Genomic DNA, 24,414 nt, shown 5'->3' with positions numbered 1-24,414 from the left:
CCGATACTGGTCACATGACCGCCACCGAGACGCCTGTCTTCCCCACAGATTCCCTCACCGAGCTCGCGCCGGAGGCTGTCGCGCTCGTGCGCCGATGGCTGACCGAGGCGGCCGAGATCCCGGTGGACGCATCCGCCGCCCAGCTCGCCGGCGTGCTGAAGGACCCGCGGGGTCTGGACTTCACGGTCGGATTCGTTGACGGCGTGGTGCGCCCCGAGGACCTCAAGGTCGCGGCGCGAAAGCTCGGCGCGATCGCCGACCAGGTGCCAGGGTTCCTGCCCTGGTACATGAAGAGCGCCGTGCGGGTCGGTGGCGCGGTGGCGCCAGTCCTGCCCGGCGTCGTGGTGCCCGCGGCGCGCAAGGTCCTGCGGGACATGGTCGGGCACCTCATCATCGATGCGACCGACTCGAAGCTCGGGCCGGCGATCGACAACATTCGAGGCAAGGGCGTGCGGCTCAACATGAACCTGCTCGGCGAGGCGGTGCTCGGCAAGAAGGAAGCCGCGCGTCGTCTCGACGGCACGACGAAGCTCCTGGCCCGCGACGACGTCGACTACGTCTCGATCAAGGTCTCGTCGACCAGCGCACCGCACCAGCCGTGGGCCTTCGACGAGGCCGTCGCCGATGTCGTCGAGGAGCTGACTCCGCTCTACCGCCTCGCCGTGAACAGCCCGACGCGCAAGTTCATCAACCTCGACATGGAGGAGTACAAGGATCTCGAGATGACCATGGCGGTCTTCACGCGCATCCTCGACGAGCCGGAGTTCCTCAACCTCGAGGCCGGCATCGTGCTGCAGGCCTACCTCCCAGACGCCCTCGCGGCCATGATCCGACTGCAGGAGTGGTCGGCGCGTCGCGTCGCGCGTGGCGGTGCACCGATCAAGGTGCGGCTCGTGAAGGGGGCCAACCTGCCCATGGAGCGCGTGGAGGCGTCGCTGCACGGTTGGCCGCTCGCCACGTGGGGCACGAAGCAGGACTCGGACACAAGTTACAAGCGGGTCATCGACTACGCGCTGACCCCCGAGCGGGTGAAGAACGTGCGTGTGGGTGTCGCCGGTCACAACCTCTTCGACGTCGCGTTCTCCTGGCTGCTCGCCCAGCGCCGGGGCGCGACGGACGGCATCGAGTACGAGATGCTGCTCGGGATGGCGCAGAGCCAGGCTGAGGTCGTGAAGCGCGAGGTCGGCGGGCTGCTGCTGTACGTGCCGGTCGTGCACCCGCAGGAGTTCGACGTGGCGATCGCCTACCTCATCCGCCGCCTCGAAGAGGGGGCGAGCCAGGACAACTTCATGTCGGCGGTGTTCGAGCTCGCCGACAACGAGGAGCTCTTCGAGCGCGAGTCGCAGCGATTCATCGCGTCGCTCGACGCGCTCGACCGTGAGGTGCCGGCGAGCAACCGAGTGCAGGACCGCACCGCGGAACCGGACCCGTTGCCCGCCGACCGCTTCGAGGAGACCCCGGACACGGACCCCTCGCTGCCCGCCAACCAGTCGTGGGCGCGTGGCATCCGCGAACGCGCACAGGCGTCCACGCTCGGCACCGCGACCATCAAGGCGAACACGGTCGGCACCGCCGGTGAACTGGATGCACGTGTCACGCGTGCCGTCACGGGCAGCCAGTCGTGGGGTGCGCTGTCCGGCGCGGCGCGTGCCGAGATCCTGCACCGGGCGGGGGATGCGCTCGAGCGGCGCCGCGCCGACCTCATGGAGGTCGCCGCGTCCGAGGCGGGCAAGACCCTCGACCAGTCAGACCCCGAGATCTCGGAGGCCATCGACTTCGCGCACTACTACGCGGAACTCGCTCGCGGCCTCGACGAGGTGGACGGCGCATCCTTCGTTCCGTCGAAGGTCATCGTCGTGACGCCGCCCTGGAACTTCCCCGTGGCCATCCCCGCCGGATCGACCCTGGCCGCGCTCGCGGCTGGCGCATCCGTCATCATCAAGCCGGCGCGGCCCGCGGCGCGCTGCGGCGCGGTGATGGTCGAGGCGCTCTGGGAGGCCGGTGTGCCGCGGGAGGTGCTGCAGTACGTGCAGTTCTCCGACCGCGAGCTGGGCAGCGAGCTCATCAAGAATCCGTCGGTCGACCGCGTCATCCTCACGGGTGGCATCGAGACGGCCGAGCTGTTCCGCTCGTTCCGCCCCGAGCTGCCGCTGCTCGCTGAGACGAGCGGCAAGAACGCCATCATCGTGACGCCGAGCGCCGACTACGACCTCGCGGCGAAGGACGTCGTCGCGTCGGCGTTCGGCCACGCAGGGCAGAAGTGCTCCGCCGCCTCCCTCGTGGTGCTGGTCGGTCAGGCGCAGCGCTCGCGGCGCTTCCGCGAGCAGCTTCTCGACGCCGTGCGCTCGCTCACGGTCGGCTACCCGTGGGACGCGCCGTCGCAGATGGGGCCGATCATCACGCCGGCCTCCGGCAAGCTGCTCGACGGGCTCACGACGCTCGGTGCGGGGGAGCGCTGGGTGGTCGAACCTCGTCAGCTCGACGACAGCGGGAAGCTCTGGAGTCCTGGCGTGCGTGCGGGCGTGCAGCGCGGCTCCGAGTTCCACCTCGTCGAGTACTTCGGTCCGATCCTCGGCATCATGACGGCGGACACGCTCGAGGAGGCGATCGAGATCGTCAACGAGGTCGACTACGGGCTGACGTCCGGCATCCACTCGCTCGACCGCGGCGAGGTGGCGCAGTGGCTCGACACGATCCAGGCGGGAAACCTCTACGTGAACCGTGGGATCACGGGCGCGATCGTGCAGCGCCAGCCCTTCGGCGGTTGGAAGAAGTCGGTCGTCGGATGTACGACCAAGGCGGGCGGACCGAACTACCTCGTCGGCCTCGGAACCTGGGAGCGGGCTCGCGCGATCGAGGTCGACCCGGTCGCGAACGGCAGCGCGCAGACGCTCCTGGATGCGGCGGCGGCGATCGCGAAAGCGCAGCCGGCGGTGCTGACGAGTGGTGACACCGCGATGCTCCAGCGTGCGCTCGGCAGCGATGCGAGGGCGTGGGCTGAGGAGTTCGGGCGCGACCGCGACGTGCAGGGACTGTACGCGGAGCGCAACGTGTTCCGCTACCTGACCTTCCCGGGTGAGATGACGGTGCGGCTCGCCGAGGATGCACGCGTCGCGGATCTCCTGCGGGTGGTCGCGGCTGGCCTCGTCGCCGGAGCGCAGCTGCGGGTCTCGACGGGGGTCGAGCTGCCATCGGCGGCGAAGGCGGCCCTCGCGGGGGCTGGCGTGCGCACGCGGGCTGAGTCAGACGCGGAGTTCCTCTCCGCGGCGGGTTCGCTTCGCGGTGGGCGGATGCGCCTCATCGGGGGCGATGCGGTCGCGTTGGCCCGCGCCGTGGACGGCCGTGTGGACCTGGCGATCTACTCGGGAGCCGTGACCGAATCCGGTCGGGTGGAGATGCTGCCGTTCCTGCGGGAGCAGGCCGTGTCCATAACGGCGCACCGTTTCGGCACGCCGAACGCGCTCACCGAGGGTCTTCTCGCTCGCTGATGCTCGATCGCAGTGGAGGTCGCTGAATACCCCCGCGATTCTCCAGCCCGTCATATCTCGGTATTCTGATCCGAAGGTTGGGCAGGCTGGTGTCGGGGGTATTCAGTGCCGGGGAATGCACGTCAGGATGTCAGCGAGTGGCTCGGGAGGATCGCGCACTCGGGGGAGTCGTCAGGCTTCTTCTCCGCAGATGACGTAGACCCTGGGGCATTCGAGGAATTCCGCGGAGAGTCGGGTCTGGCCCAATTCACGGGCACTTCGATGACGATGGATGCCGCGGCGGGCGCGGATTTCCACGCGTACCTCCTGAATACGCACGTTGGAACCGTGCATCTCTTCGGCAGTCTTCGCCGGAGTTCCGGCTCGGGACGCGAGGGAGTGGATATCTCTCGCATCGAGAGCGAGAAGCTCGTCGTGCTCGGGATGATCCGCGGGTCGCTCAAGTTCAGAACCGGTGGCCTCTCGGGTGTGCTCAACCCGGGCGACGTCCTGGTTGTGAACTCGAAGCATCCGCTTGTCACGGCGAGCCTCGGCAGGATCGAGACGCTCGGCATGGCCGTGCCCCTCGAGGATGTCGCGAACGATGCGAGGATCACCCTGAGCGACCGCGCCGTCCGCCTGCCCGAGACGGCGCTGACCGCGGCCTTCCTGGCGTTCATCGGCCGCTACCTGGTGGAGGCGACGTCGAGCACCAGGGGCGGCCGTCGGTCACCGGCCGGCACGGAGCCCGTGCTCCACGACCTGCTGCGGGCTGTCCTCGTGCAGGTGACGTCCCCGGCGTTGACGCCCGCCCAGCATTCGATGCGGATGAAGGAGGCGGTGCGCGACCTCATCGAGAGGTACCACGTCATCCAGGGCTTCGACGCGGACAGCATCGCGCGCGCTCTGCACATCAGCAGGCGGAAGCTGTACCGCGATCTCGCCGACGAGGCCGACGGCATCGCGGGGCTCATCGCGGCACGCCGGGTCCAGTCGGCGGCCGCGCTCCTCGTCGAGCAGCCGCGGCGCTCGCTCAACGACGTGTCGGCTGCGGCCGGCTTCGGCGACGCCACGACGATGCGTCGACATTTCCTCACGCGACTCGGCGTGACACCCGCCGACTACCGCAAGGAACGCCCCTGACCGCGTAGCCTCATGTCTGCGGCTCCGGGCTCGCGCTGCGGCGGTCTCGCCGAGGCGCCGGGCGCAGCGCAGCTCCCTGTTCCCCCGTCACCGACAGAAGGATGGCCGTGGCCTCGTCGATTCACCGCCCAGCGCTCGTGACCGCGAAGATCGGGTTCGGTCTGCTCGCCTTCTCCTCGATCGTGTCGGAGATCGCGACGATCATGGAACGAGGTACCTGGGTGCCGGAGAACTTCTTCGCCTACTTCACGATCGAGACCAACATGCTCGTCGTGCTGTCGCTGCTGCTCAGCGCCGTCGCGACAGCGGCCAACGCGCAGGGTGCCAGGATCAACGCGTTCCGCGCCGCCGTCACGGTCTACATCCTCATCGTGGGCATCGGCTTCGCGCTGCTGCTCTCGGGCCTCGCCGACGTCGACTTCACCGCCGTCCCGTGGAACAACACCGTGCTCCACTACGTCATGCCGGTCGTGATGCTGCTCGACCTCCTCATCGACCGGCCGACGAAGCGCATCCGGTTCGGCACGGCGCTCATCTGGCTCATCTTCCCCGCCGGCTACGCGGCCTTCTCGCTCGTGCGCGGCAACCTCATCGGCTGGTACCCCTACCCATTCCTGAACCCCAGGGATCAGGGCTACGCGCCGGTTGTGCTCACGATCATCGGGCTCGTCGTGCTCGGGGTCGTGCTCACCTGGCTCGTGACGCTGCTCTCGCGGCGACCAGGCAAGTCGCGCTAGACTTCTGACGGCCGCGACTGGCGTTCAGGTGGGTCACCACCGGGGAGCGGCTCTTCGGGTTTCGAGCCGTTCGCCTGGGCTCGCCGGTTCACGACCACATGTTCGCCGTGCCATCCGGTTTTCTGAAGGAGCCTTCGTGACCGATACGTTCAATTCCCCACTGAGTGAAGTCGACCCCGAGATCGCAGCGGTCCTCGAGCAGGAGCTCGACCGCCAGCGCTCGACACTCGAGATGATCGCCAGCGAGAACTTCGTTCCGCGCGCGGTCCTCGAGGCCACCGGCAGCGTCCTCACCAACAAGTACGCCGAAGGCTACCCCGGTCGCCGCTACTACGGCGGCTGCGAAGTCGTCGACATCGCCGAGAACCTCGCCATCGAGCGCGCCAAGTCGCTGTTCGGCGCGGAGTTCGCCAACGTGCAGCCGCACTCCGGCGCAACCGCAAACGCCGCTGTCATGCACGCCCTCGCGCGCCCCGGCGACACCCTGCTGGGCCTGTCGCTCGACCACGGCGGACACCTCACGCACGGCATGAAGATCAACTTCTCCGGCCGCCTCTACAACATCGTCGCGTACGGCGTCGACGCCGAGACCTCGCAGATCGACATGGAGCAGGTGCGCGAGCTCGCGCTCGAGCACAAGCCGAAGGTCATCGTCGCCGGCTGGTCCGCATACCCGCGTCAGCTCGACTTCGCGAAGTTCCGCGAGATCGCGGACGAGGTCGGCGCCTACCTGTGGGTCGACATGGCGCACTTCGCCGGACTCGTCGCCGCTGGCCTCCACCCCAACCCGGTACCGCACGCGCACGTCACGTCCAGCACGGTCCACAAGACCATCGGCGGCCCACGCTCCGGCTTCATCCTGACCAACGACGCCGACCTGGCGAAGAAGATCAACACAGCGGTCTTCCCCGGCCAGCAGGGTGGCCCCCTCATGCACGTCATCGCCGGCAAGGCGACGGCGTTCAAGCTCGCGGCGACGGACGACTTCAAGGACCGCCAGGAGCGCACGCTGCGCGGCGCGAAGATCGTCGCCGACCGCCTCCAGCAGGCCGACGTGGCCGGCGCCGGCATCTCGGTCCGCTCCGGCGGAACCGACGTGCACCTCATCCTCGTCGACCTGCGCAACGCGGAGATCGACGGCAGGCAGGCCGAGGACCTCCTCCACGAGGTCGGCGTCACCGTCAACCGCAACGCGGTCCCCAACGACCCGCGCCCGCCGCTCATCACGTCGGGCCTGCGCATCGGCACGCCCGCACTCGCGACCCGCGGCTTCGGCGACGTCGAGTTCACCGAGGTGGCCGACGTCATCGCGCTGGCACTGCTCCCTGACGCGGACGTGCCCGCCCTGCGTGCTCGCACGAAGGCCCTCGCCGACGCGTTCCCGCTCTACCCTGGCCTCGGCGAAGCATGACCGCTGCCGCACTCGACGGCAAGAAGGCCGCGGCCGATATCAAGGCCGAGCTCCGTGAGCGCGTAGCTGCGCTCGCGGAGCGGGGCGTCGTGCCCGGACTCGGGACGATCCTCGTCGGCGACGACCCGGGCTCGAAGTGGTACGTCGCGGGCAAGCACCGCGACTGCGCCGAGGTGGGCATCGAGTCGATCCGCGTCGATCTCCCCACGGAGACCACGCAGGAGGAGCTCGAGGCGGAGATCGATCGCCTCAACGCGGATCCGGCCTGCACGGGGTACATCGTGCAGCTGCCGTTGCCGAAGCACATCGACCAGGACCGCGTGATCGAGCGCATCGACCCGTCGAAGGACGCGGACGGCCTGCACCCCACCAACCTGGGCCGCCTCGTGCTCAACGCCAACGACCCGATCGTGACACCGCTGCCGTGCACGCCTCGCGGTGTGATCGAGCTGCTGCGTCGCAACGACATCTCGCTGAACGGCAAGCACGTGCTCGTCATCGGGCGCGGCGTGACGGTCGGGCGGTCGATCGGCCCGCTGCTCACGCGCCGCGAGAACAACGCGACGGTCACCCTCACGCACACGGGAACGCCCGACATCGGAGTGCTCGCGCGCGAGGCCGACGTCATCGTGTCCGCGGCGGGTGTCGCGGGCATCGTGCGCCCCGAGTGGGTCAAGCCTGGCGCCGCGGTGCTCGACGTCGGCGTGAGCCGCGTCGAGGACCCGGAGACGGGCAAGTCGAAGGTCGCGGGCGATGTCGACCCCGGTGTCTGGGATGTGGCGGCCTGGGTGTCGCCGAACCCGGGCGGCGTCGGGCCGATGACGCGCGCGCTGCTGCTCGAGAACGTCGTCGAGCAGGCCGAGCGCCTCAACCCGGCGGTCTAGCGGTCGCAGCTCCTCTCAGCAGAGGGCCCGAGCAGTTCATGGAACTGCTCGGGCCCTCTGCTGTCGCTCGTGAATCCCTCGACGCCACGTCGAGGGCGGTGTTGTGGTCGTCAAGGTCGAGTCTTGACGACCACAACACTGCCTTGGGTAGGGCGTGCAGGGCCCGGAGCGGACTTGGGGTCGTCCGCTGCGGGCTACGCCTGGGAGCGGCGCTTGCGCAGTGCGGAGATCCCGAGCACCCCGGCACCGCCAGCGACGAGGGCCACGGCGAGCGTCACGAGCCACGAAGCGTCAGTCGCGCCGGTCTGGGCAAGGGTGGGCGTGCCGCCAGCCCCAGCAGTCGAAGTCGGTGCCGTCACGGTTGGGGCCGCGGATGATGTCGGCGCGACGGTCGTGCCAGGCATGGGTGCGGCGGTAGGTTCCGCCGTGGGTTCTGCCGTCGGCGGGGCGACCGTCTCGATCGGGCCAGTGGTTGCCGTCGGCGTGGGTGTCGGCAGTGCGATCGGCAGCTCAGGGGTCGTCGGAGGGGCGACTCGGTGCAGGGTCGCCTGCTCGTAGTCGTAGGACATTGCAAGGAGTGCGGCGTCCTGGCTGCGCGGTGCGGCGAGCTCGAGGCCGACCGCGGCGCCCGTCGACGTGAAGCCGGCCGGCAGCGACACCGTCGGGATGCCCGTGTTCGCGCCGAGGTCGCAGAACGTCGTCCCGGCCCAATCTGGCGTCGCGGAGGTGGCGCTTGTCGGCATCGCGAGCGCGTCGAGGTCGTTGTCGATGAAGAACTGGTCCATCGCGGCCTTGCCGGCATCCTGCTCTGCCACGGCGGCGTCGTAGGCCGCGTTCGGGATGTCCTCGTTGCTGAGGAAGGAGTCGATGTCGTCCTGCGTCATCGACGACTTCCCGTCGGCGATGACGTCGGCGAAGGTCAGCTCGTCAGGGTCGCCCGTGAGCTCGGCCAGGCCCTCTGGCCACGTCGCCGCCGTGCTGGCGAAGAACGAGTCGATGCTGGGGCGCATGTCGATCCAGCCGCCGCTCTTGAGCGTGCCGGTGAGGAACTCGCTTGTGAAGGCCGGCACCTCGACGACCTCGGCGCCTTGTGCGCGGAGGTCCTCGACGGCCTGGTCGATGAGGGCCGTCGTCTCCTCGAGGCCGGGGCGGTCGGGGTTCTCCTCGTAGTCCCATCGGATGTAGCCGATGCGCTGCCCTTCGAGGGCGGAGTCGCTGAGGCCCGCGACGTAGGAAGTGGTGTCCTGCTCGTTGGCGATGACGGTCTGCGGGTCGGTCGGGTCGTACCCGGCGAGCACCTCCATGAGGAGTGCGGCGTCGGTGACCGTGGTGGTCATGGGGCCGGAGACGTCCTGCCGCAGCGAGAGCGGCACGATGCCGGTGACGCTGGTCAACCCCATCGTGGGGCGGTAGCCCACGAGGCTCTGGTGGGCGCTGGGGCCGACGATCGAGCCGCAGGAATCGGTGCCGAGTCCGGCCGGTGCGAAGGCGGCGGCGACGGCAGCTCCGGTTCCGCCGCTCGAGCCGCTGGCGCTGTTCGCCTGGTTGTACGGGTTGTTGGTGCGCCCGCGCTCAGAGCTCAGCGTGTAGGTGCCGTGCCACGCGAACTCGGAGAGGTTCGTCTTGGCGATGATGATCGCTCCGGCGTCGCGGAGGCGCTGCACCGCCGTCGAGTCGAGCTCAGTCTGGTAGGTGTGCAGGGATGCGCTGCCCGCTGTCGTGGGCATGTCGAACGTGGCGTAGTTGTCCTTCACGAGGATGGGGACGCCGTGCAGCGGGCCGCGCTGGGTGCCGGCGGCGCGCTCGGCGTCGAGTTCGGCGGCCGTGGTGAGCGCCTCAGGGTTGGCGAGGATCACGGCGGCCAGGCCGGGCTGGTCGCCGTATGGGTCGTCGTAGGCGGCGATGCGGTCGAGGTACCGCTGTGTGAGGTCGACGGAGGTGGTCCGCCCCGCCTCGAGGAGCGCGAGCGCATCCGTGATGCTGAGGTTCACGACCTCTGGCGCTGCGGGGAGCGTGACCTCGGTGCTTGGAGCACCGAATGCTGACGGGGCGGTGAGAGCGGCGTTCAGAGCCAAGCCGGAGCAGAGGCCGGTGGCGGCGGTGATCTGGGCGATTCGGCGGAATGCGGGCTTGTGTGGCAACGGGGACCTTTGCGGGAGGGGACGACGGGGGTGTCGTCAGTCTCGGCCGGGCTGGTTTCGCTGCTGTTTCGAGCGTGTGTTGTTTTCCGCACATCCGGGGGGGTGTTCAGTCGCGGGTCGCGACGACCCTCGCGAGCGTGATGCGGGTCTGCTTCTTTGGCAGGGCCTTGCCTTCGCGGCGGTCCACGTACTCGGTCTCGCTGACGCGGAATGTGCGACCGGGGCGGTGGGGAGTGTGCAGGTCGGGGAATACTCCGCGGGCGACCTGCTCGAGCAGCTCGAGTCCTTCGGCCTCGCTGCCGACTGGCTCGGAGTACCCGAGCTTGGTGCCGACTGCGCTGATGCTCACGGTCTCCGTGATGACGACGTACTGCTCGCTCATGCTGATCCTCCAGTGCTCGGCCGGGGTGCATCCCGACACCTTCACGCTACGAGCCGGGAAGCGGCGGGCGCTTCCCCCGTACGGCGGAGTTGCAGCAGGATCTGGCCGAGCGGCTCAGCCCCGAGGCTGAGCCTGGCGCTGCGCGTCGAACGAGGCGAGCAGCTGCTCCACCCGCTCCGCGATGATCTCGCTGCCGTATTCGGGGGTGGATGCGATGGTGCCGTCGGCGGCGAGCAGGAGCGCCGCCGGGGTGGCTGCCACTTCGAAGTGGTCGCTGACGGCTTTCGCGCCGAAGTAGGTCGAGGGCAGCGCGCTGGGGTAGTTCTTCTTGATGGAGTCGCGGCTGGAGGACGTGGCGACGATGATCTGCGCGTCGTCACCGAGCTCTCGCGACCATTCGCCGATCTGGCTGAGCACGGGGCCGCAGGACCCGCATCCGACTCTCGCGAAGATGAGGACGGTCGTCTTCTGTGGGACGACGACGAGGTTGTAGAGCAGCTCCGGGGACCCGTCCCCCGAGACGAGCTCCAGGTTGTGGGGGATCATGTCGCGGGCGCTCGGATCGGTGATGAGGTCGGGACCCTGCTCGACGAGCTCGAAGTCCTGGCCAGAGGTTGCTCTGCTGTTCGCGGCGGAGGGAGCAGCCGGGGTCTTGACCAGGCCGGCGACGATGCCCACCAGGGCGACGACCGCGATCGCGACGAGCCACGTCCAGTCGCCGAGTGAGAAGAGCGCGAGCTGTGCCGGCACGCCGAGCGACATGCCCGGCAGGACGAGGGCGAGGATCGCTGCGAAGGTGAGGACGGCGTTGCGCCAGATCGTGATCTGGCTGACGGGTTGCGTGCTGAGGGCCCCGAAGCAGTTGCAGTCGACTGCCTGGCGTTTGGCGACGCTGCGTGCGACGACGGTGAGGTAGGCGGCCATCAGCAGGGTGCTGAGGCTGGCCGCGACGAGGTACGCGGGGCCGCTCAGGAGGAGGAGTGCTGCCCCGAGGATGATCTCGCCGATGGGGAAGGCGATGGCGGTCCAGGGTTTCCGGAGCGCGGCGGGTACCCCGAAGGCGGTGAACGACTGCAGTGTGCGAGAGCGTTGGGGGAGCTTCAGGGCGCCGCTGGCGATGAGGACGCAGGCGACGAGCGCAGGGAAGATCACGAAGGTGGAGAGCACTCGTTCATTATCGCCCTGGGGAGGGGCGTTGTCGTGCTGCGCTTGACCGGTGGCTCGCGGCGGTCGAAGATCGACCCATGCGCCTGAATTCTCTTGACGTGGTGCGCGGCTTCGCGATCTTCGCCATGGTCATCGCTCACACGGTCGTGTTCCTGGACGACCGGGAGCCTCGGGCGCTGGGTGTGCTGTTCCAGTTCCTGAACGATGCCGCGTCGCCGCTGTTCGCGTTGGTGATCGGTGTGACGGCCGGGTATCAGTTGCGTGAGGCGGCTCTCTGGGATGCGCGGCGGAAGAGCTTTTTCGCGATCTCGTGGGTGATCAAAGCCATCGTGCTGATCTTCGTCGGCTTGCTGTTGAGCATAAATTTCTCGGGGGTGCTCGTCGTGTTGGACTTTCTCGGCGTCATGATGCTCGTGGCGACGCCGTTCCTGTTCTTGCCGGCGGCCTGGTCGGTCGGTGCGGCGTCGGTCTTTCTCGCGCTTGCGCCGATTGTGAACGGCGCCGCCCGTGACTGGGCGCTCACTTCAGGCTTCTCTCCCACATCCAGGTTCGATCCGACGGTGCTGCTGCTCGATTGGACGGTGCTCGGTTCGGCGTATCGCCTGACGAGTCTGCTGCCGATGCTGCTGATCGGCTTGCTGCTGGCGCGCTGGCAGCTCGGCAGCGCACGTCGAACGGCGTGGGTGTTCGGCGGGGGAGCGGTGCTCCTGGGTGTCTCGCTGGTGGTGCGGCGTTGGGAGGAGGCGATGACGGGCGTTGCCCAGTCGGGGTCGTATGGCGATGAGGCTCGTGATCTCGGGTTGGCTCTTGTCGCGTATGCGGGTATCCAGCTGCTCAGTGATTTCTCGGGTGCGAGGATGCGCGCCTGGTTCACGCGGTTCACGAGGCCGCTCGCCGACATGGGCACGATGGCGTTCACCATCTACTGCCTGCATGTGCTGATGCTGACGGTGATCTGGTCGCAGCTGCTGCGTGGTGAGGAGAACTGGCTGGCTGGGCCGGGGCTCATCTATAGGCAGCCGCAGGGTGTTCTGACGATGATCGCGATCCTGCTCATCTGCCTGCTGTTCGCGGCAGTCTGGCGTCGTCTTCTGGGCGTGGGCCCGCTCGAACGGGTCATCGGGGTGCTGTCGCTCAGGCATCCCCCGGGAACATTGCTTGCAGGTCCTGTCGCTTCGACCAGGCGATCCGAACCAGCTCTTCAAGCACCTCGAGGTTGAGCGACGAGAAGCGGCCAGCCCAGATGCAGTCTTTGCCGAGCTTCACCTTGCCGAGCTGCTCGATGAGGCCTTCGGGGGCCCACGTCTGCAGGCCGTAGATGGACATCGACGCCTTGCGGGGCGCGAATCCGAGGATCATCGCATCGCCCGAATGGCCGCTCTCGTACGTGTAGTGGTAGCTGCCGTAGCCGATCATGGTCGGCCCCCACACGACGGCGTCCTCGCCCGTGACCCGATCCATGATCTCCTTCAGGATGCGAGCGTCCTCGCGCCGCCCCGCCGGCTCCGCCTGGTCGATGATGAGATCGGGTGAGACATCTGACGGCTTCGTCTTCGTTTCTGCCATGACGAGAGTATGGACCCGGCCACCGACAAGACGGGCCCAACGTCGCTGAACCCCGGTCACGATTCGCGATAGGATTCCCCACGGTCGCCGCACGCCAGACGACTGTGGGGCCTGTAGCTCAGTTGGCAGAGCATCGGACTTTTAATCCGCGGGTCGTGGGTTCGAGCCCCACCGGGCCCACCCATCCCTGTCGGATTCCGCGACTTGGCGCAGCGGCGCGTCGTCGTCCGTCTCGCCGCTCAGGAACGCCAGAGAAGTCTCCAGGCAGGTTGCGACTGCGACCACGCAACTGCGGCAGTCCGAGCGCGAGGGCGGCATGCCCACCGAGCAACTCCTCCAGCAGTGCCACGAGCTCCGCGTGGACCAGTTCACGCGGACCCTAAGCACGCTGCCACCGACGAACGCATTCAGGTCCCGCCCGGGCCCCTCCGCGATCGGCAAGCAGGAGACACCGGTGCGGACGCTGGATTGGCTGGATGCGGCGTACCAGTCGGAGCTCGCGAGCGTGCGACTCCTGAGCGACCTCGACGCACATCAGTGTTCGGACCTCTCCGGGCTCGTGCGCTTCTCCAGCAGCCTCGACCGTCCCGAAACCGCACCCTGGTCGACGTACGCGCACGGGTTGCAGGAAGAACGCGCGCGAGGTGGCCTCGCCGCCTACCTCGTCTCTCGGATTCCGGAAGTCGCGCCCGTGGCCCCCACTGTGAAGGCGCTGTCGGACGAGGTCCGCGCCTACGCGCACAACACCAGCCTGTCGCGGCTCGCGCTCGTCAACACAACAACCGCATCGAGCGCCGAGAAGCGGCACAGGTGGAAACGATGAACAACGCCCGTGGATACGGCATTCTGCAGTTCGAGCTCAACGGACCCGCTCGCTCCATCGCCATGGGTACCAAGCTGCTGCGAGGAGACGAGGCCGAATCGGACCGTCTCCGCGACGTTCTCCGTACGCCGTTCGCTCGAGCAGAGGAGCTACGGCAAGCGACGAGAGGCCTCGACCTTCACAAGCTCGCCAAAGCGTCGACGGGCATCCGGTTCCGCAATGACGCGCGGTCCACCGCGCCCACACCCGCTGCAGGGCACGCGGGAGTGTCCATGTAGTCCTTGTGCGAGCGCATGGGCTGGCTTCCCCGATCACCGGTGCAGCCGAACAACGACAATGCTGCCCCGGAACCACCATGGTTTCGGGGCCGCGCTGTCGATGTAGCGCGAATGTCGGTGCTGACCCCTGCGGCGACGTCATGGACGCTCTGGGGCATCGTTGATCACTCGGCCTTCGCTGCGATGGGCGAGCCGACGTGCCACTGTAGTGGCAGGAGCGCCATTTGGTGGCCGACCATCGCTCGCCTGAACGGCCGGCGGGACTGAGATCGAGAGGCTGGAGGCCCTGGGCGGTGGCACGCAGGGCCGCGTCCGCATGAGGTCGTTGGGGAGGTCGCAATGGGGCTCACGTGCGCTCGCGCTGACTACCTAACGATCAACGCGACACACGCCAGCCGCGCCACGACCTCCGCACGCTTGAGCAATCGCTTCATGCCCGCGTGCTCGATCGCGGTCCGACTCCCGGACGTCACGTCGGCGAAGACGTGGCGCTTCTGCACGCCGACGCCCATGAGTGCGTCGAGCTGAAGCTGCGCATCCTGAGACGCGGTACTGACGCGGGTATAGCCAAGGAACCCCACTCGGACAGTTTGCCTCGAATATTTCCTCGCTCATGGAGGCTGAGACGATTCACGATGAAACGAGTTTTTGCGACAAGTCGGGTCCCGAGTTCACGGGGGAGTGGTCGCAACATGAGCAAACTGCCGCGGTGTCTCGGAAACCTGCTATTTCTCGATACACGGCATCTGGAGGCTGCAATTGATGAGCGCTCTAGACAGAGCTTGGTCCGACATCGCGCGCGCGGTGCGTACTCCGCAGCAACCAACGCGTGCGCCAGATGCAGTCAGGAAGCAGAGCGACTGAGAAGTCGCGGTTAGCCGGGGCTTCGGTCTTGGCCTGCAGGAGGGGTCTCCGTACCGTAGGCGTCGGCCGCCCGAGTGAACACGATCAGCCAGGCGAAGAGCAGCCCCGCCGAGATGAATTCCATCCCGGCAAGGCTGTAGTAGCGGATCGGCTCCCAGAGCAGGATCGCGAAGACGATACCTGCCATGACGACGAGCGTGAAGATCCGGAGTTCTCTTGGTAGACCGTGAATGAACCGCAACGCTCCGAGTGCGAACGCACCGAATAGCACGACCATTCCAGCCGCGAAGGCGACATGTAGGGGCTTGTTGACTGCGTCAGGGACGAGCCCGACACCGATCATGCAGATACCGATGCCGCCCAGCAGCCAGGGGAGCAGGTGTATCCGAGCTCCCGCATGGAACCCTCGAGCGGCGAGCCCGAGATCGAAAGAACGCCCGGTATAACCGGCGAGGGTGGTGATCACGAGGCCGGTGACCATCAGGGCCAGGTTGAACCGATAGCCAGTGATGCCAGCAGTATTTCCGAGCTGCGAGAAATGAAGCTGCCACCATGACTCATCGGGAGAGCTGATCATGCTCGCGAACGTGCCCATGAACAGTACCGCGACCGCGAGAGCGGCGATCGCGATACCGGTCGTTCGGGCGCCGAAGAGTGATGCGGCGTAACTAGTCGCAGCCGCGGTGAAACCTACGAGAGCGCCGCCGCCCAGCGGATCGACGGTGAGGCCGCGGAAGCCGATCTGGAAGACTTGCGCGACCGCGATGACCACGAAGAACGTCAGCATGGCCACACCCGCAGCAAGCGCCAGCATATCGACGAGACGCTTCGCGATCGGAAGCTGTCTCCGCCAAGAAAGTACGGAGGGATCGGCGCCCACGTCGGGAATCGCATGCGTTGCGGCGAACGAGATCGCGGCGAGTGCGGCACTGATCCAACCGGCACGAGCACCCAGCGAATCCGGCCCACCTATCGGCAGATACTCCCCCTGTACGAGCAACGCAGTCACCGCGGCCGCGAGCACGAAAGAGGCGACGGCGACCCACGTTGCGCGCGACTCGTTGCGCAACGAGCTCCCGCGAGGCGACCGTGTTGCGTCGTCACCGTTTCGCAGTGAGGGAGTGTCTACTCCATGTGCTGGGGGACCGTTAGTCATCGGCGGGTGCTGGGTTCTGCGCGTGGATCTCGTGCGGCTTGTAGCGAGGTAGGCGTGAGGCGGGCAGGATCGCGATCGCGCTGATGCCCGCGAGGAGCAGGAAGCCGAGTTTCAGAGCACGGAGGCGTTGTTCCTCGTTGATTTGCGTCGCCTCTTCCACCTGCGCTGGGCTTGCGTCGGTCTGACCGAGCACTTCGGCAAGGCGATCGTTGGAGACGAAGTTGACGTTGTCGAGATCCACCTGGGAGACGAGGTTTTCGGGGAGCTCCGGATGTTCCAGGACTGCCCGGCCGACTCCGACGCTGAGGAGGCCGACGAGCAGCGCGCCGACGACCGCAGTGCCAACCGCTGAGGCGAGATTCTGCGTGCTCCCACGAAGGGATCCAACATCGCCAGCGAGCTCCGCGGGAGCGGCGGTGACGAGGACGTTGAACACAAGCGTGACGAGCGCGCCTTGACCGATGCCGAAGATGATGAGGCCCATGATTGTCGGGATGGTCTCCCAGTTGTTCGTGACGACGAACGCGAGCCAGATGAGCGCACCGGTCGTGAGGATGAATGCCGTGACGCCGATGGTGCGGGGACTGTAGCGCTTGTAGAAGCGAACCACGAGCGTCGCGGTGACGAACACTGTCAGGTTAAACGGCATCATGGCGAGCGAGGTCTCGAACGGGGTCCGACCCTGCACGATCTGGATGTATAGAGGGACCGTGAAGTTCAAGGCTGCCTCGAGCGCGACGACGACGAACATCGCGTAGACCGCGGCGCGCTCTCGTGATGAGCCAAGTACCGAGAGATCGACGAGGGGCACTTTGCCTTCGCGCATACGCCGCCTCGTCCAGGCGAAGAACAGCTGCCCGAACACGACGCCAAGGACGATGAGCATCGGAGCCGGAGAGAGCCCCAGGACCTCGAACGGCGCACCAGGATCGGCGAGGAACGCGCCCCAACCGTTGAGGTTGTTGAAGCCGAGCGTGATCAACATGATCGCAAGACCCACGAGAACCGACGCGACGAGATCGATCTTGATGCTCGCATCACCCTTGCGCGAGCGCAGTCTGAAGCTGAATGCGAACACGACGACCGCAAGGGCCAGCACGATCATGAACACAGGCCGCCAACCGACCAAAGTGCCAAGTGTGCCGCCGATGAGGAATGCACTGATGCCAGAGAGTGCTCGCGCTGACCCGAGCGAGCCGATCGCAGTCGCCTGCTGATCACCACGGTAGTTCTCGGCAATGAGGGCAACTAAGGACGGAACGATGATCGCTGCGGCTGCTCCCGCAAGACACTGCCCCGCGATCGCCCAGCCTATGGATGGAGAGAGGATCATCATCAATGAAGATCCAGCAAACACAACCAGCACGCAGCGGAAGATCAATACCCATCCGACCCGCTGTCCGAGCTTCGCTCCGGTCATCACGAGAGCCGCGACGACTAGGCCGTAGACGACAATCGTCGTGCTCGCCGCTGTCGGCGGCACTCCAAAGTCCGCAACCATGCCACCGATGGAGATGGGTAACGCGGCGACGTTGAAGGACATGAGGATCTGGGCCAGGAACAGGCCGACCATGGGTACCCACGACCGGCGTTCCTCGTGCTGGGTGACTTCAGGCGCGGTGGTCATTAGCTGCTCTCTCAGTTGGTGGGGTTGCGTGGGAAGCGAAGAGGTTGAGTCCGAGCGCGCGCGAGAGGTACGCGATGGCGCGCTGACCCCGAACGCTGTTCCCCGCAGAGTTCAAGCGCGGTGAGAAGGCACCAATCGCCCCCTTGCCAGGTGCCACGGCAACGATGCCTCCGGCAACTCCAGACTTTGCGGGCAGACCAATCTCGAACAGCCACTCACCCGAGCGCTCGTACATGCCGCTCGCGGCGAGCATAGACAGCGTGTCCCGACACACCTCGGGCGACACCACTTGCTCGCCCGTTACGGGATTCACACCGCCGTCAGCCAGTGTCGCGCCCATGACAGCCAAGTCGTGGGCGGTGACCAGCAGCGCGCACTGGCGTGTGTAGATGTCGACTGTCTCCAATGGGTCAGCGTTGAGGTGTCCGTAGCTCTCCAAGAGTCGCGCGATTGCCTTGTTCCGCGAGTTCGTGGCCATCTCCGATGCGTAGACCTCACCATCCATCACAAGCTGGCGTCCCGCGAATGCAGAGAGACCTGTCCGTATGAACTCCCACTGCTCGGCAGCAGTGGCGCCTGGCATCAGAGCTGTGGTGGACAGTGCACCTGCATTCACCATCGGATTCATCGGGTGACCGTCGTTCAGCTCGACAGCGATGACCGAATTGAACGCAAGCCCCGTGTTATTCACCCCTACGCGTTCTTTGACAAATGCGTGACCGTGCGCCTCGCACACCAGCGCGTACAGGAACGCTTTGGAGACCGACTGGATGGAGAAGCCATGGCCGCTGTCACCGATGTCATGCGTCGCGCCATTCACCTCGCTCACGGAGAGCCCGAACAGCGAGGGATCCGCGTCAGCAAGGATGGGAATGTAGTCCGCCACTTCCCCTTCATCAAGTCGGCGATACCGCTCGAAGGCTGCCGCCGTTAGCGACTCGACTTCACCCCAGGCAGGCAGATGACCTGTAGATACCTGCTGGTCGACGCTCTCAGACTCTGAAGTGATCATGAGGCGGTACCCCCTGTTCTTATGGACGCAGAGTATGCCCATACAGAAGCGACGCGCTACGTCTTCGCCCACCAGTTGCGAGACCTTGTGACGAGCGTGGCCCTACCGACCCCAGCGAGCCCAACGTTCGTTCGCAGCCCCCCAAAATCGCTCAAGCTGGCCCTCACCCCCCCCCGGGCAATTGGCTGGAGCCACGGTACTCACGCGGGCATCTCGAACTCAGAAACCGCATCGACGCAGGTCACAGCTCTGACAGGTCAGGTAGCCAGGGGAAATCCCGGGGATCGATGTCGCAGTACACGATGTCCGGCTCAGCATCGGCATCGCTGACGGAGATCTGCTCCGGCGCGGGCTCAATCAGCACCGATGTCGCCGGCGTGATCAGCGCAGACCTGCCAGACGTGCCGAGCTCAGGGATGCTCACGAACCCGCCACCAACACGAACCGCATCCAGAACGCGCGACCGCAACCCATCAAGCGCCGCCTGCGCGACCAGATACTCCCGCCCGCTGATCTCCACCAGGAAATCCATCCGCGCCTCCACTTCCTCCGCACACCCAGGGAACGGGAGGTTGGCTGGACTTTCCAGGTCCTTGACGAGCCGAGCCAGCAGGAGGTAGCTCTCGAGGCTTTCTCGCAGCAGCACGGGGTGGACGGCCGCGAAACCGTTGATTGCTACTGTCCCTGCGATGGGAGACAACGCGGAACAGATGCCGATTTTCGAGTTGCACGTCACCGAGCACGAACTGAACTACCTGAACATGCTCGTCCAAACCGACGCAGCCACCTGCCACGAGAAAGTCAAACAGCTTTCCAACGTCAGCGCATCCGACGCCGCTTCGATGTACGCAACAGATGCCGCAATCGCTGATGCTCTCGTGGAACGCATCGAGAACATCCTCGACCGCATCGACAAAGAAGCACGACCAGCGAATCTCGAGGAACAGTAACGCTCAGACAGGCCAGGAACGCTGGCCCCGCAGCTTCCAGGGGACTCCTCCTCGAACCTCAGTTGGAGCACCGCGCGTTCGGACACCCAAGCGAGCACGCAGCGGCACAAGCGGTCAACCGGACCCATCAAGACTCTGCCTCCGCCCTTGCGGGACAGGCCACACTCCGACCTGTCCGTGTAACGCTGAAGGCATGGCCGCACTGGAAGCGCGTATCGAACGCTCGTACCGGCACTACATCGCTGCCTGCAACTACCGCCAATTCGACGGCCTGGGCGAGTTCGTGACCGACGACGTCGTGGGAGTGCGTGAGGGGATCGGCGGTACACGGACGCGCTGCGTGAGATCGTGGTGGCGTTCCCGGACATCCATTGGTCCATCGAGGACCTCGTCATCGGACACTCGTCCCCCGCGGCCCGCCTCCGCGTGGCTGGCACGCACATGGGGCAGTTTGAGCAGCTCGCGCCGACCGGGCAGCGCGTCGACATCCAGGACCTTGCGATCTACCGCTATGAAGATGTCAAGATCACCCGCTGCTGGGGCGACCTCGAAGCTGTCCTGCGCGACACACTCCTCACCCGCGTTGAGTGACCCCGACCGCGCCCTTCAACGATCGAGCGAGCGCTGAGGTGCAGAACGAACGCGGACATCGGAAACCGGACACCTTGAACGACGTCAACGCCCCGCCCGATGACCTCGGGAGCACCGATGCCCACACCTCCGGCTCTGCGCGAGCTCACGATCCGCCCACTTCATAAGCGGCCCGTCGAGGCCGAGTCGCGTATCCGTGAGGCGAAGTCGCGCAGGGCTCGGTCCAGCACCGGGGCCGCGGTGTGCTGGACGACGTGGCCGTGGCCGGCAACCACCAAGAGTTCACCCGATGAGGCCTGTGTGAGGAGGAAACGGATCCAAGCGAGCGTGGCGATCGAATCCTGGCCACCACGAACGAGCAGCACCGGCGCCGACACGGAGCCGAGACGGTCCTCGATGCGATACGAGAGCATCTGCGGCAGCTGTCGGAAGTACCAGCCAGGACCGCACCGCCAGTAGTCCGTGAACACGATGTGGTTCACCTCTAGCGGCTCGCGAAGGCAATCCGCTCCGAGCATCAGGAGGTGCGCCCTGGTCGAGCGGTGCCGCGCGTGGGTGACAGGCCCGATGAGGACCACGCCGGCGGGAAGATTTGGACGAGTAACAGCGAGCTCCGTCACCCATTGCGTGCCCATGGAATGACCGACGAGCACCACACCCGTCAGACGCAGCGCGTCCACCACGCGGCCGAGCGCTTCGGCCATCTCGGAAACGCTCACCGAGCGGGGAGGTCGTGCGAGCGCCCCGAACCCGGGCAGGTCGATCGTGAGAACTCGGGCGTGCCGGGCGAGGGCCGCCTGTAGACGCGCAAAGTAGCGGTGCGACATGCCGATGCCGTGGATCAGCACGAACGTGCTCCCGTCGAGTGCAGTACCCGCAGCACGAATTTTGAAGTGAAGCCCGTCGACATCGATCTCTCTGACGGACGTCTTCAGCTGGTTTCTCCGAGACGGCATACACGGCACCTCCCGTTGGCGCACCCGAAGCGCGGGTGGAAGCTCTCCGCGTGACCACGGCCCCGCCAGTATCGACAGGGGTGCCCTCCGACTCCCGCGGGCGGTGCCTGACGGCGTTCAACGCCATGTCTCGCGCTACTCATCGCTCTCCGGGCCCTGCTCGGCGGCGAAGTGCATCTCGTAGCGATGCCGGGCTTCTTCGAGCAAGCACGGGGCGAGTCGGGCAACGGGCTCGATGCCATCCAGCAGGGGTTCGCAGTCCGGGCCGCGTCCCACGTGTCTGCCGCGCAGCACCCACGCGTATCGGTCCGGGTTCGATGCCGCCAGGTGCTCGTATTGGCAGAGCTGACGGGCGAGCCAGTCGTCGATCGGGCGTGTCCACCACGGCTCCGGATCAAGCGGGTTGACGGACAGGCCAGGCAACTGAAGCCCGCTCTCCGTGTCAAGGCTGCGCTGCTCGGCATCCTTCGCTGGCCCTTCCGAGTAGCGAACATGCAGTCCGGGACGCGTGGCGACGAGTGCTCTCAACGCCGAGAGCGCGTTCAGAACCGGAAGTTCATCCATGTCAAGACGGTAGGTGAGCGCCAAAGGGCGGCGCACGTGCTTGACAAGCCCACAACAACGCGCTGAGTGATCGCACAGCCGTACTACCGTGCCCGCGGCTATGGTCGACGCATCATCGGCGCTGCTACAAGCACATGACGGGAGTGTGGTCTCATGAGCCAGTCGGATAACGGTGAGACGGCAGGTATGCGGGTAGTGTTCTGGACCTGGCTGCTGCTCATCGGAGGCGGCCTCGCCGTGATGATCGTGCTGCCACTGGCAGGACGTTGATCGTGCAGCGCCGCATCCGTGACGCCGGTTTGAGCATTGCGTTTCTCGCGATCTTCTTCCTGGCGCTCGTCGGCCAGTCCATCGCTGGCCACGCCTACCTGAACGAGCAGCAGGCGCAGCACGGACTACCGTCTGTGCCGTATCTCGAGTTCGTGACCTCGTCGGACTTCATCGTGGACGTTGCCGAGAACTGGCAGTCCGAGTTCCTAGAGTTTTTCCTCTTCATCCTCGCCACTATCTGGCTCGTGCAGCGCGGATCCCCGGAATCCAAACAACCGGGCGACGGAGGCATCGGTTCCGACGCCGACCAGTTCGTGAAAGACCACGCGCGACCCGACTCGCCACGATGGGCGAAGGTTCGAGGCGTCCGCCTGTGGGTGTTCTCCAACTCGCTGCTGCTCGTGATGGGCGCGGTCTTCCTGCTGTCGTGGCTTGCCCAGTCCATCGCCGGACGGGTCGTCGCGAACGAGGAGAACGCACAGCACGGGAACGTCCCGATGACGTGGCTTGAATATGTGGTCTCGCCCGATTTCTGGAACCGATCCCTGCAGAACTGGCAATCCGAGTTCCTCGCCGTGGGAGCCATGGTCGTGTTCTCGATCTACTTACGCCAGCGCGGCTCGAGCGAATCGAAACCCGTCGGTACCCCACACCACACCAGCAGCGAAGAATCTGCATGACCGGCGCCCAGTAGCGTCCACGACACCGATGAGACTGGCGTGCCCTTCCACAGCGGGAAGTCGGCCGAGAGCAGCACGGGCTTGCTCGTGACGGACGAGAAGGGGAACCTCATCCCCGTCGGGGTCGACGGAGCGTACCCCGGAACGATTCGCTGGCACCACATCAGGCGGAACACGGCGAGCGTGCTGTGTGCCCCGTTGACGGTCTCGGATGCCGCGGAGGGCACGGCTCGCTAGTCAGATGAACGCGATGATCGCGACGCCGAGGCCAGTGCCGACGGTCGCGATGATTGCGCAGAGGGTCATGGTTTCTCGAGGCATCGCGGAGCGAGCGTAGACGTCCCAGTACTCGTCGCTGAGCCCTGGCGATCGTGATGGGTTTGGGGGAGGTGCGCCGTCGGACATGAGACTGCCTTCGCATCAGTGGGTGTGCGACTCAGTCTGTTGCGCGAAATCAGCGAACGTCAGGGGTAGAAGTCGAAGCAGAACTGTGATGCGCAGTGCGCGAGTATTTGTCCCTCGAAAGGTCTCCACCTACTCACATCGAAGACGGCCGCGCAATCCTCAACGGCGAAATGCCGCGGATTGCTACGGTCGAAGTCGGTATCCGATCGACGAGCGGGAGAGCACGAGCATGGGCATGCTGATCTACGACGGGACGTCGTTGCCGTTCGATGACCGAACCCTGACGCATTTGCAGATCGTGATCGTGCAGAAGTTCTCGCGCAACGAGGCGTTCCTCATGTCCTGGAAAGACTCCCCGTCGGTCGGGGACGGACGATCTGCGATTTGGCTCACCCCAACGATGCCATTGCAGTTCAAGTTCCTTGGCGGGAAAGTACCCACCATCGATCGAGACTGGCTAGAGCTGCTCGGCAAATCCGCGGAAAGCAGCACCGGACTGCTCATCACTCACGCCGACGGCAAACTCGCGCTCGTGGGCGCCGACGGCCCATACCCCGGCATGGTGCGCTGACCTGCACCCCGCAGTGCTGCAACAGCTCCCGGCCTGATCGCAACAGCGCGCAGAGAGGTGGCCGCGAGCTAGTACTTCTCGAAGTCCACGAAGGTCACGCCCTCTCCGTCCGCATCCAGGTCGTCCGCGTTGTCCTCGAGAATGTCGATCCTGACGCGAGTGGTGGGCGTGATCAGCACCTCGGGACTATCCGGACGATCCCCGACGATCACGAGCCGGCCGTGCGTGCGGACGGCGGCTTCGATCTCGGCGTGGATGCGCGAGATGGTCTCGGGATCGCGCAGCACGAACCGCTCGCTGTTGACGGTGAGAAGAATGGGCACGGACAGACCTCGGTTCCGCTCCACGGGAAGGAGCGTCGCAGCGGAGTCTCGCCAAGGGCGGTATTCAGCGGGCTGGCGAGCACACGGACCACCCTGAACCAGAGGTCAGGGCAAGGTCAGCGGGGTCTGGGCCAACACCGACGATCGTACGCCCCGAACCTCCGGGCACGGTCCTATCGCGACTGTCCTCAACATCGTGGTGCTGCTCCCGGTGGGTCGGTGCTTGGGAGTGGCGAGTTCAGTGCTGCATCAGACCGAGTAGTGCGGTCTTCTCCTCATAAGCAATATGTTCACTGCTGCCGGTCCGTGGATTCCGAGTCGGTTGGGCGGCGCTGGTGTGATCGGGACATCGGACCCTTCGAACCGGATGCGCTGAGAGCCGAGCCGACCACCGGACCAGGCAATGTTCTCTCCTGTCGCCGTGGGTGAGGCCCATCAGGTGAGAA

Annotated in this window: 24 protein-coding genes, 1 tRNA gene, 2 pseudogenes and 1 riboswitch; of the genes and pseudogenes, 14 read left to right on the top strand and 13 right to left on the bottom strand. The window is 66.2% G+C overall.

Features of this window, described 5'->3' with window-relative positions:
* Window positions 1-14: 14 nt before the first annotated feature.
* The 5 genes from C5C17_RS13880 to C5C17_RS13860 all read left to right on the top strand — a co-directional run bounded on the left by C5C17_RS13880 (window position 15) and on the right by C5C17_RS13860 (window position 7,642).
* Complete coding sequence (locus C5C17_RS13880) at window positions 15-3,488, top strand: bifunctional proline dehydrogenase/L-glutamate gamma-semialdehyde dehydrogenase (protein ID WP_104253976.1); 3,474 nt, start codon at window positions 15-17, stop codon at window positions 3,486-3,488.
* Between the two features lie 378 nt (window positions 3,489-3,866).
* Window positions 3,867-4,610: a helix-turn-helix domain-containing protein gene (locus C5C17_RS13875; RefSeq protein WP_181028611.1), complete on the top strand. Its 744-nt coding sequence runs from the start codon at window positions 3,867-3,869 to the stop codon at window positions 4,608-4,610.
* A 107-nt stretch (window positions 4,611-4,717) separates the two neighbouring features.
* On the top strand, window positions 4,718-5,347 hold the full coding sequence (locus C5C17_RS13870; protein ID WP_146079186.1) for a Pr6Pr family membrane protein: 630 nt from the start codon (window positions 4,718-4,720) through the stop codon (window positions 5,345-5,347).
* A gap of 3 nt (window positions 5,348-5,350) precedes the next feature.
* A riboswitch (ZMP/ZTP riboswitch) is annotated at window positions 5,351-5,434 on the top strand.
* Window positions 5,435-5,483: 49 nt separating this feature from the next.
* Window positions 5,484-6,758: a serine hydroxymethyltransferase gene (gene glyA, locus C5C17_RS13865; protein ID WP_104253973.1), complete on the top strand. Its 1,275-nt coding sequence runs from the start codon at window positions 5,484-5,486 to the stop codon at window positions 6,756-6,758.
* A complete protein-coding gene (locus C5C17_RS13860) occupies window positions 6,755-7,642 on the top strand; it encodes a bifunctional methylenetetrahydrofolate dehydrogenase/methenyltetrahydrofolate cyclohydrolase (protein WP_104253972.1) in 888 nt (295 codons plus the stop codon). Before glyA ends, C5C17_RS13860 begins: the two co-directional genes overlap by 4 nt.
* Before the next feature lie 194 nt (window positions 7,643-7,836).
* On the opposite strand, the gene C5C17_RS13855 is transcribed toward C5C17_RS13860, so the two are convergent.
* The 3 genes from C5C17_RS13855 to C5C17_RS13845 form a co-directional block, all read right to left on the bottom strand.
* Window positions 7,837-9,783: an amidase gene (locus C5C17_RS13855; protein ID WP_104253971.1), complete on the bottom strand. Its 1,947-nt coding sequence runs from the start codon at window positions 9,781-9,783 to the stop codon at window positions 7,837-7,839.
* A gap of 106 nt (window positions 9,784-9,889) precedes the next feature.
* Complete coding sequence (locus C5C17_RS13850) at window positions 9,890-10,165, bottom strand: hypothetical protein (protein ID WP_104253970.1); 276 nt, start codon at window positions 10,163-10,165, stop codon at window positions 9,890-9,892.
* Window positions 10,166-10,279: 114 nt separating this feature from the next.
* Entirely contained in the window at window positions 10,280-11,332 is a 1,053-nt protein-coding gene (locus C5C17_RS13845; RefSeq protein WP_104253969.1) for a MauE/DoxX family redox-associated membrane protein, read from the bottom strand.
* A gap of 77 nt (window positions 11,333-11,409) precedes the next feature.
* Between C5C17_RS13845 and C5C17_RS13840 the strand changes: the two genes are divergently transcribed.
* The gene (locus C5C17_RS13840; RefSeq protein WP_104253968.1) at window positions 11,410-12,552 is read left to right on the top strand and encodes an acyltransferase family protein; all 1,143 of its coding nucleotides are present in this window, start codon (window positions 11,410-11,412) and stop codon (window positions 12,550-12,552) included.
* Here the strand turns inward: C5C17_RS13840 and C5C17_RS13835 are convergent.
* Complete coding sequence (locus C5C17_RS13835) at window positions 12,467-12,898, bottom strand: DUF1801 domain-containing protein (RefSeq protein ID WP_104253967.1); 432 nt, start codon at window positions 12,896-12,898, stop codon at window positions 12,467-12,469. The genes C5C17_RS13840 and C5C17_RS13835 overlap by 86 nt on opposite strands.
* 107 nt (window positions 12,899-13,005) lie before the next feature.
* Between C5C17_RS13835 and C5C17_RS13830 the strand changes: the two genes are divergently transcribed.
* The 3 genes from C5C17_RS13830 to C5C17_RS13820 all read left to right on the top strand — a co-directional run bounded on the left by C5C17_RS13830 (window position 13,006) and on the right by C5C17_RS13820 (window position 13,999).
* Window positions 13,006-13,078, top strand: a tRNA-Lys gene (locus C5C17_RS13830).
* Window positions 13,079-13,352: 274 nt separating this feature from the next.
* Window positions 13,353-13,721 carry a hypothetical protein gene (locus C5C17_RS13825; protein WP_146079185.1) on the top strand — a complete coding sequence of 123 codons (369 nt, stop codon included), beginning with the start codon at window positions 13,353-13,355 and terminating at the stop codon, window positions 13,719-13,721.
* Window positions 13,718-13,999: a hypothetical protein gene (locus C5C17_RS13820; protein ID WP_104253965.1), complete on the top strand. Its 282-nt coding sequence runs from the start codon at window positions 13,718-13,720 to the stop codon at window positions 13,997-13,999. Before C5C17_RS13825 ends, C5C17_RS13820 begins: the two co-directional genes overlap by 4 nt.
* A 407-nt stretch (window positions 14,000-14,406) precedes the next feature.
* On the opposite strand, the pseudogene C5C17_RS13815 reads toward C5C17_RS13820, so the two are convergent.
* The 5 genes and pseudogenes from C5C17_RS13815 to C5C17_RS13795 form a co-directional block, all read right to left on the bottom strand.
* Window positions 14,407-14,580 (bottom strand): annotated as a pseudogene (locus tag C5C17_RS13815) (recombinase family protein); the annotation flags it as partial.
* A gap of 293 nt (window positions 14,581-14,873) precedes the next feature.
* The gene (locus C5C17_RS13810) at window positions 14,874-15,932 is read right to left on the bottom strand and encodes a DUF998 domain-containing protein (RefSeq protein WP_146079184.1); all 1,059 of its coding nucleotides are present in this window, start codon (window positions 15,930-15,932) and stop codon (window positions 14,874-14,876) included.
* Between the two features lie 79 nt (window positions 15,933-16,011).
* Window positions 16,012-17,646: an MFS transporter gene (locus C5C17_RS13805; RefSeq protein WP_258066216.1), complete on the bottom strand. Its 1,635-nt coding sequence runs from the start codon at window positions 17,644-17,646 to the stop codon at window positions 16,012-16,014.
* On the bottom strand, window positions 17,630-18,658 hold the full coding sequence (gene glsA / locus C5C17_RS13800) for a glutaminase A (protein WP_104254091.1): 1,029 nt from the start codon (window positions 18,656-18,658) through the stop codon (window positions 17,630-17,632). Before glsA ends, C5C17_RS13805 begins: the two co-directional genes overlap by 17 nt.
* A gap of 241 nt (window positions 18,659-18,899) precedes the next feature.
* Complete coding sequence (locus C5C17_RS13795; RefSeq protein ID WP_146079183.1) at window positions 18,900-19,358, bottom strand: hypothetical protein; 459 nt, start codon at window positions 19,356-19,358, stop codon at window positions 18,900-18,902.
* Between C5C17_RS13795 and C5C17_RS13790 the strand changes: the two genes are divergently transcribed.
* Together C5C17_RS13790 and C5C17_RS13785 are read left to right on the top strand one after the other, a co-directional pair.
* Window positions 19,348-19,608, top strand: a complete 261-nt coding sequence (locus C5C17_RS13790) for a hypothetical protein (RefSeq protein WP_104253961.1) — start codon at window positions 19,348-19,350, stop codon at window positions 19,606-19,608. The two genes, C5C17_RS13795 and C5C17_RS13790, sit on opposite strands and share 11 nt — an antisense overlap.
* 333 nt (window positions 19,609-19,941) lie before the next feature.
* A pseudogene (locus C5C17_RS13785) lies at window positions 19,942-20,199 on the top strand (ester cyclase); the annotation flags it as partial.
* Between the two features lie 161 nt (window positions 20,200-20,360).
* On the opposite strand, the gene C5C17_RS13780 reads toward C5C17_RS13785, so the two are convergent.
* Window positions 20,361-21,047, bottom strand: coding sequence for an alpha/beta fold hydrolase (locus C5C17_RS13780; protein ID WP_181028609.1), 687 nt, complete (start codon window positions 21,045-21,047; stop codon window positions 20,361-20,363).
* Window positions 21,048-21,290: 243 nt separating this feature from the next.
* Entirely contained in the window at window positions 21,291-21,719 is a 429-nt protein-coding gene (locus C5C17_RS13775) for a DUF6098 family protein (protein WP_104254090.1), read from the bottom strand.
* A gap of 272 nt (window positions 21,720-21,991) precedes the next feature.
* On the opposite strand from C5C17_RS13775, the gene C5C17_RS13770 reads away from it, so the two are divergent.
* Both C5C17_RS13770 and C5C17_RS13765 read left to right on the top strand, forming a co-directional pair.
* Window positions 21,992-22,669 (top strand): DUF6766 family protein, encoded by a 678-nt coding sequence (locus C5C17_RS13770; RefSeq protein ID WP_104254089.1) that lies wholly within the window; start codon window positions 21,992-21,994, stop codon window positions 22,667-22,669.
* Between the two features lie 39 nt (window positions 22,670-22,708).
* Window positions 22,709-22,906, top strand: a complete 198-nt coding sequence (locus C5C17_RS13765) for a hypothetical protein (RefSeq protein ID WP_104253958.1) — start codon at window positions 22,709-22,711, stop codon at window positions 22,904-22,906.
* On the opposite strand, the gene C5C17_RS18665 is transcribed toward C5C17_RS13765, so the two are convergent.
* Window positions 22,907-23,074 carry a hypothetical protein gene (locus C5C17_RS18665; protein WP_181028608.1) on the bottom strand — a complete coding sequence of 56 codons (168 nt, stop codon included), beginning with the start codon at window positions 23,072-23,074 and terminating at the stop codon, window positions 22,907-22,909.
* A gap of 235 nt (window positions 23,075-23,309) precedes the next feature.
* On the opposite strand from C5C17_RS18665, the gene C5C17_RS13760 reads away from it, so the two are divergent.
* Window positions 23,310-23,645 carry an ATP-dependent DNA ligase gene (locus C5C17_RS13760; RefSeq protein WP_258066215.1) on the top strand — a complete coding sequence of 112 codons (336 nt, stop codon included), beginning with the start codon at window positions 23,310-23,312 and terminating at the stop codon, window positions 23,643-23,645.
* A 68-nt stretch (window positions 23,646-23,713) separates the two neighbouring features.
* Here the strand turns inward: C5C17_RS13760 and C5C17_RS13755 are convergent, their stop codons facing one another.
* Window positions 23,714-23,968 (bottom strand): hypothetical protein, encoded by a 255-nt coding sequence (locus tag C5C17_RS13755; protein ID WP_104253956.1) that lies wholly within the window; start codon window positions 23,966-23,968, stop codon window positions 23,714-23,716.
* Window positions 23,969-24,414 lie beyond the last annotated feature (446 nt).

Source organism: Pseudoclavibacter sp. RFBA6 (assembly GCF_002931575.1).
GTDB classification, from domain to species: Bacteria; Actinomycetota; Actinomycetes; order Actinomycetales; family Microbacteriaceae; genus Pseudoclavibacter; species Pseudoclavibacter terrae.
The sequence above is the reverse complement of the archived record's forward strand: the minus strand, read 5'-3'. Positions and strand labels throughout refer to the sequence as shown.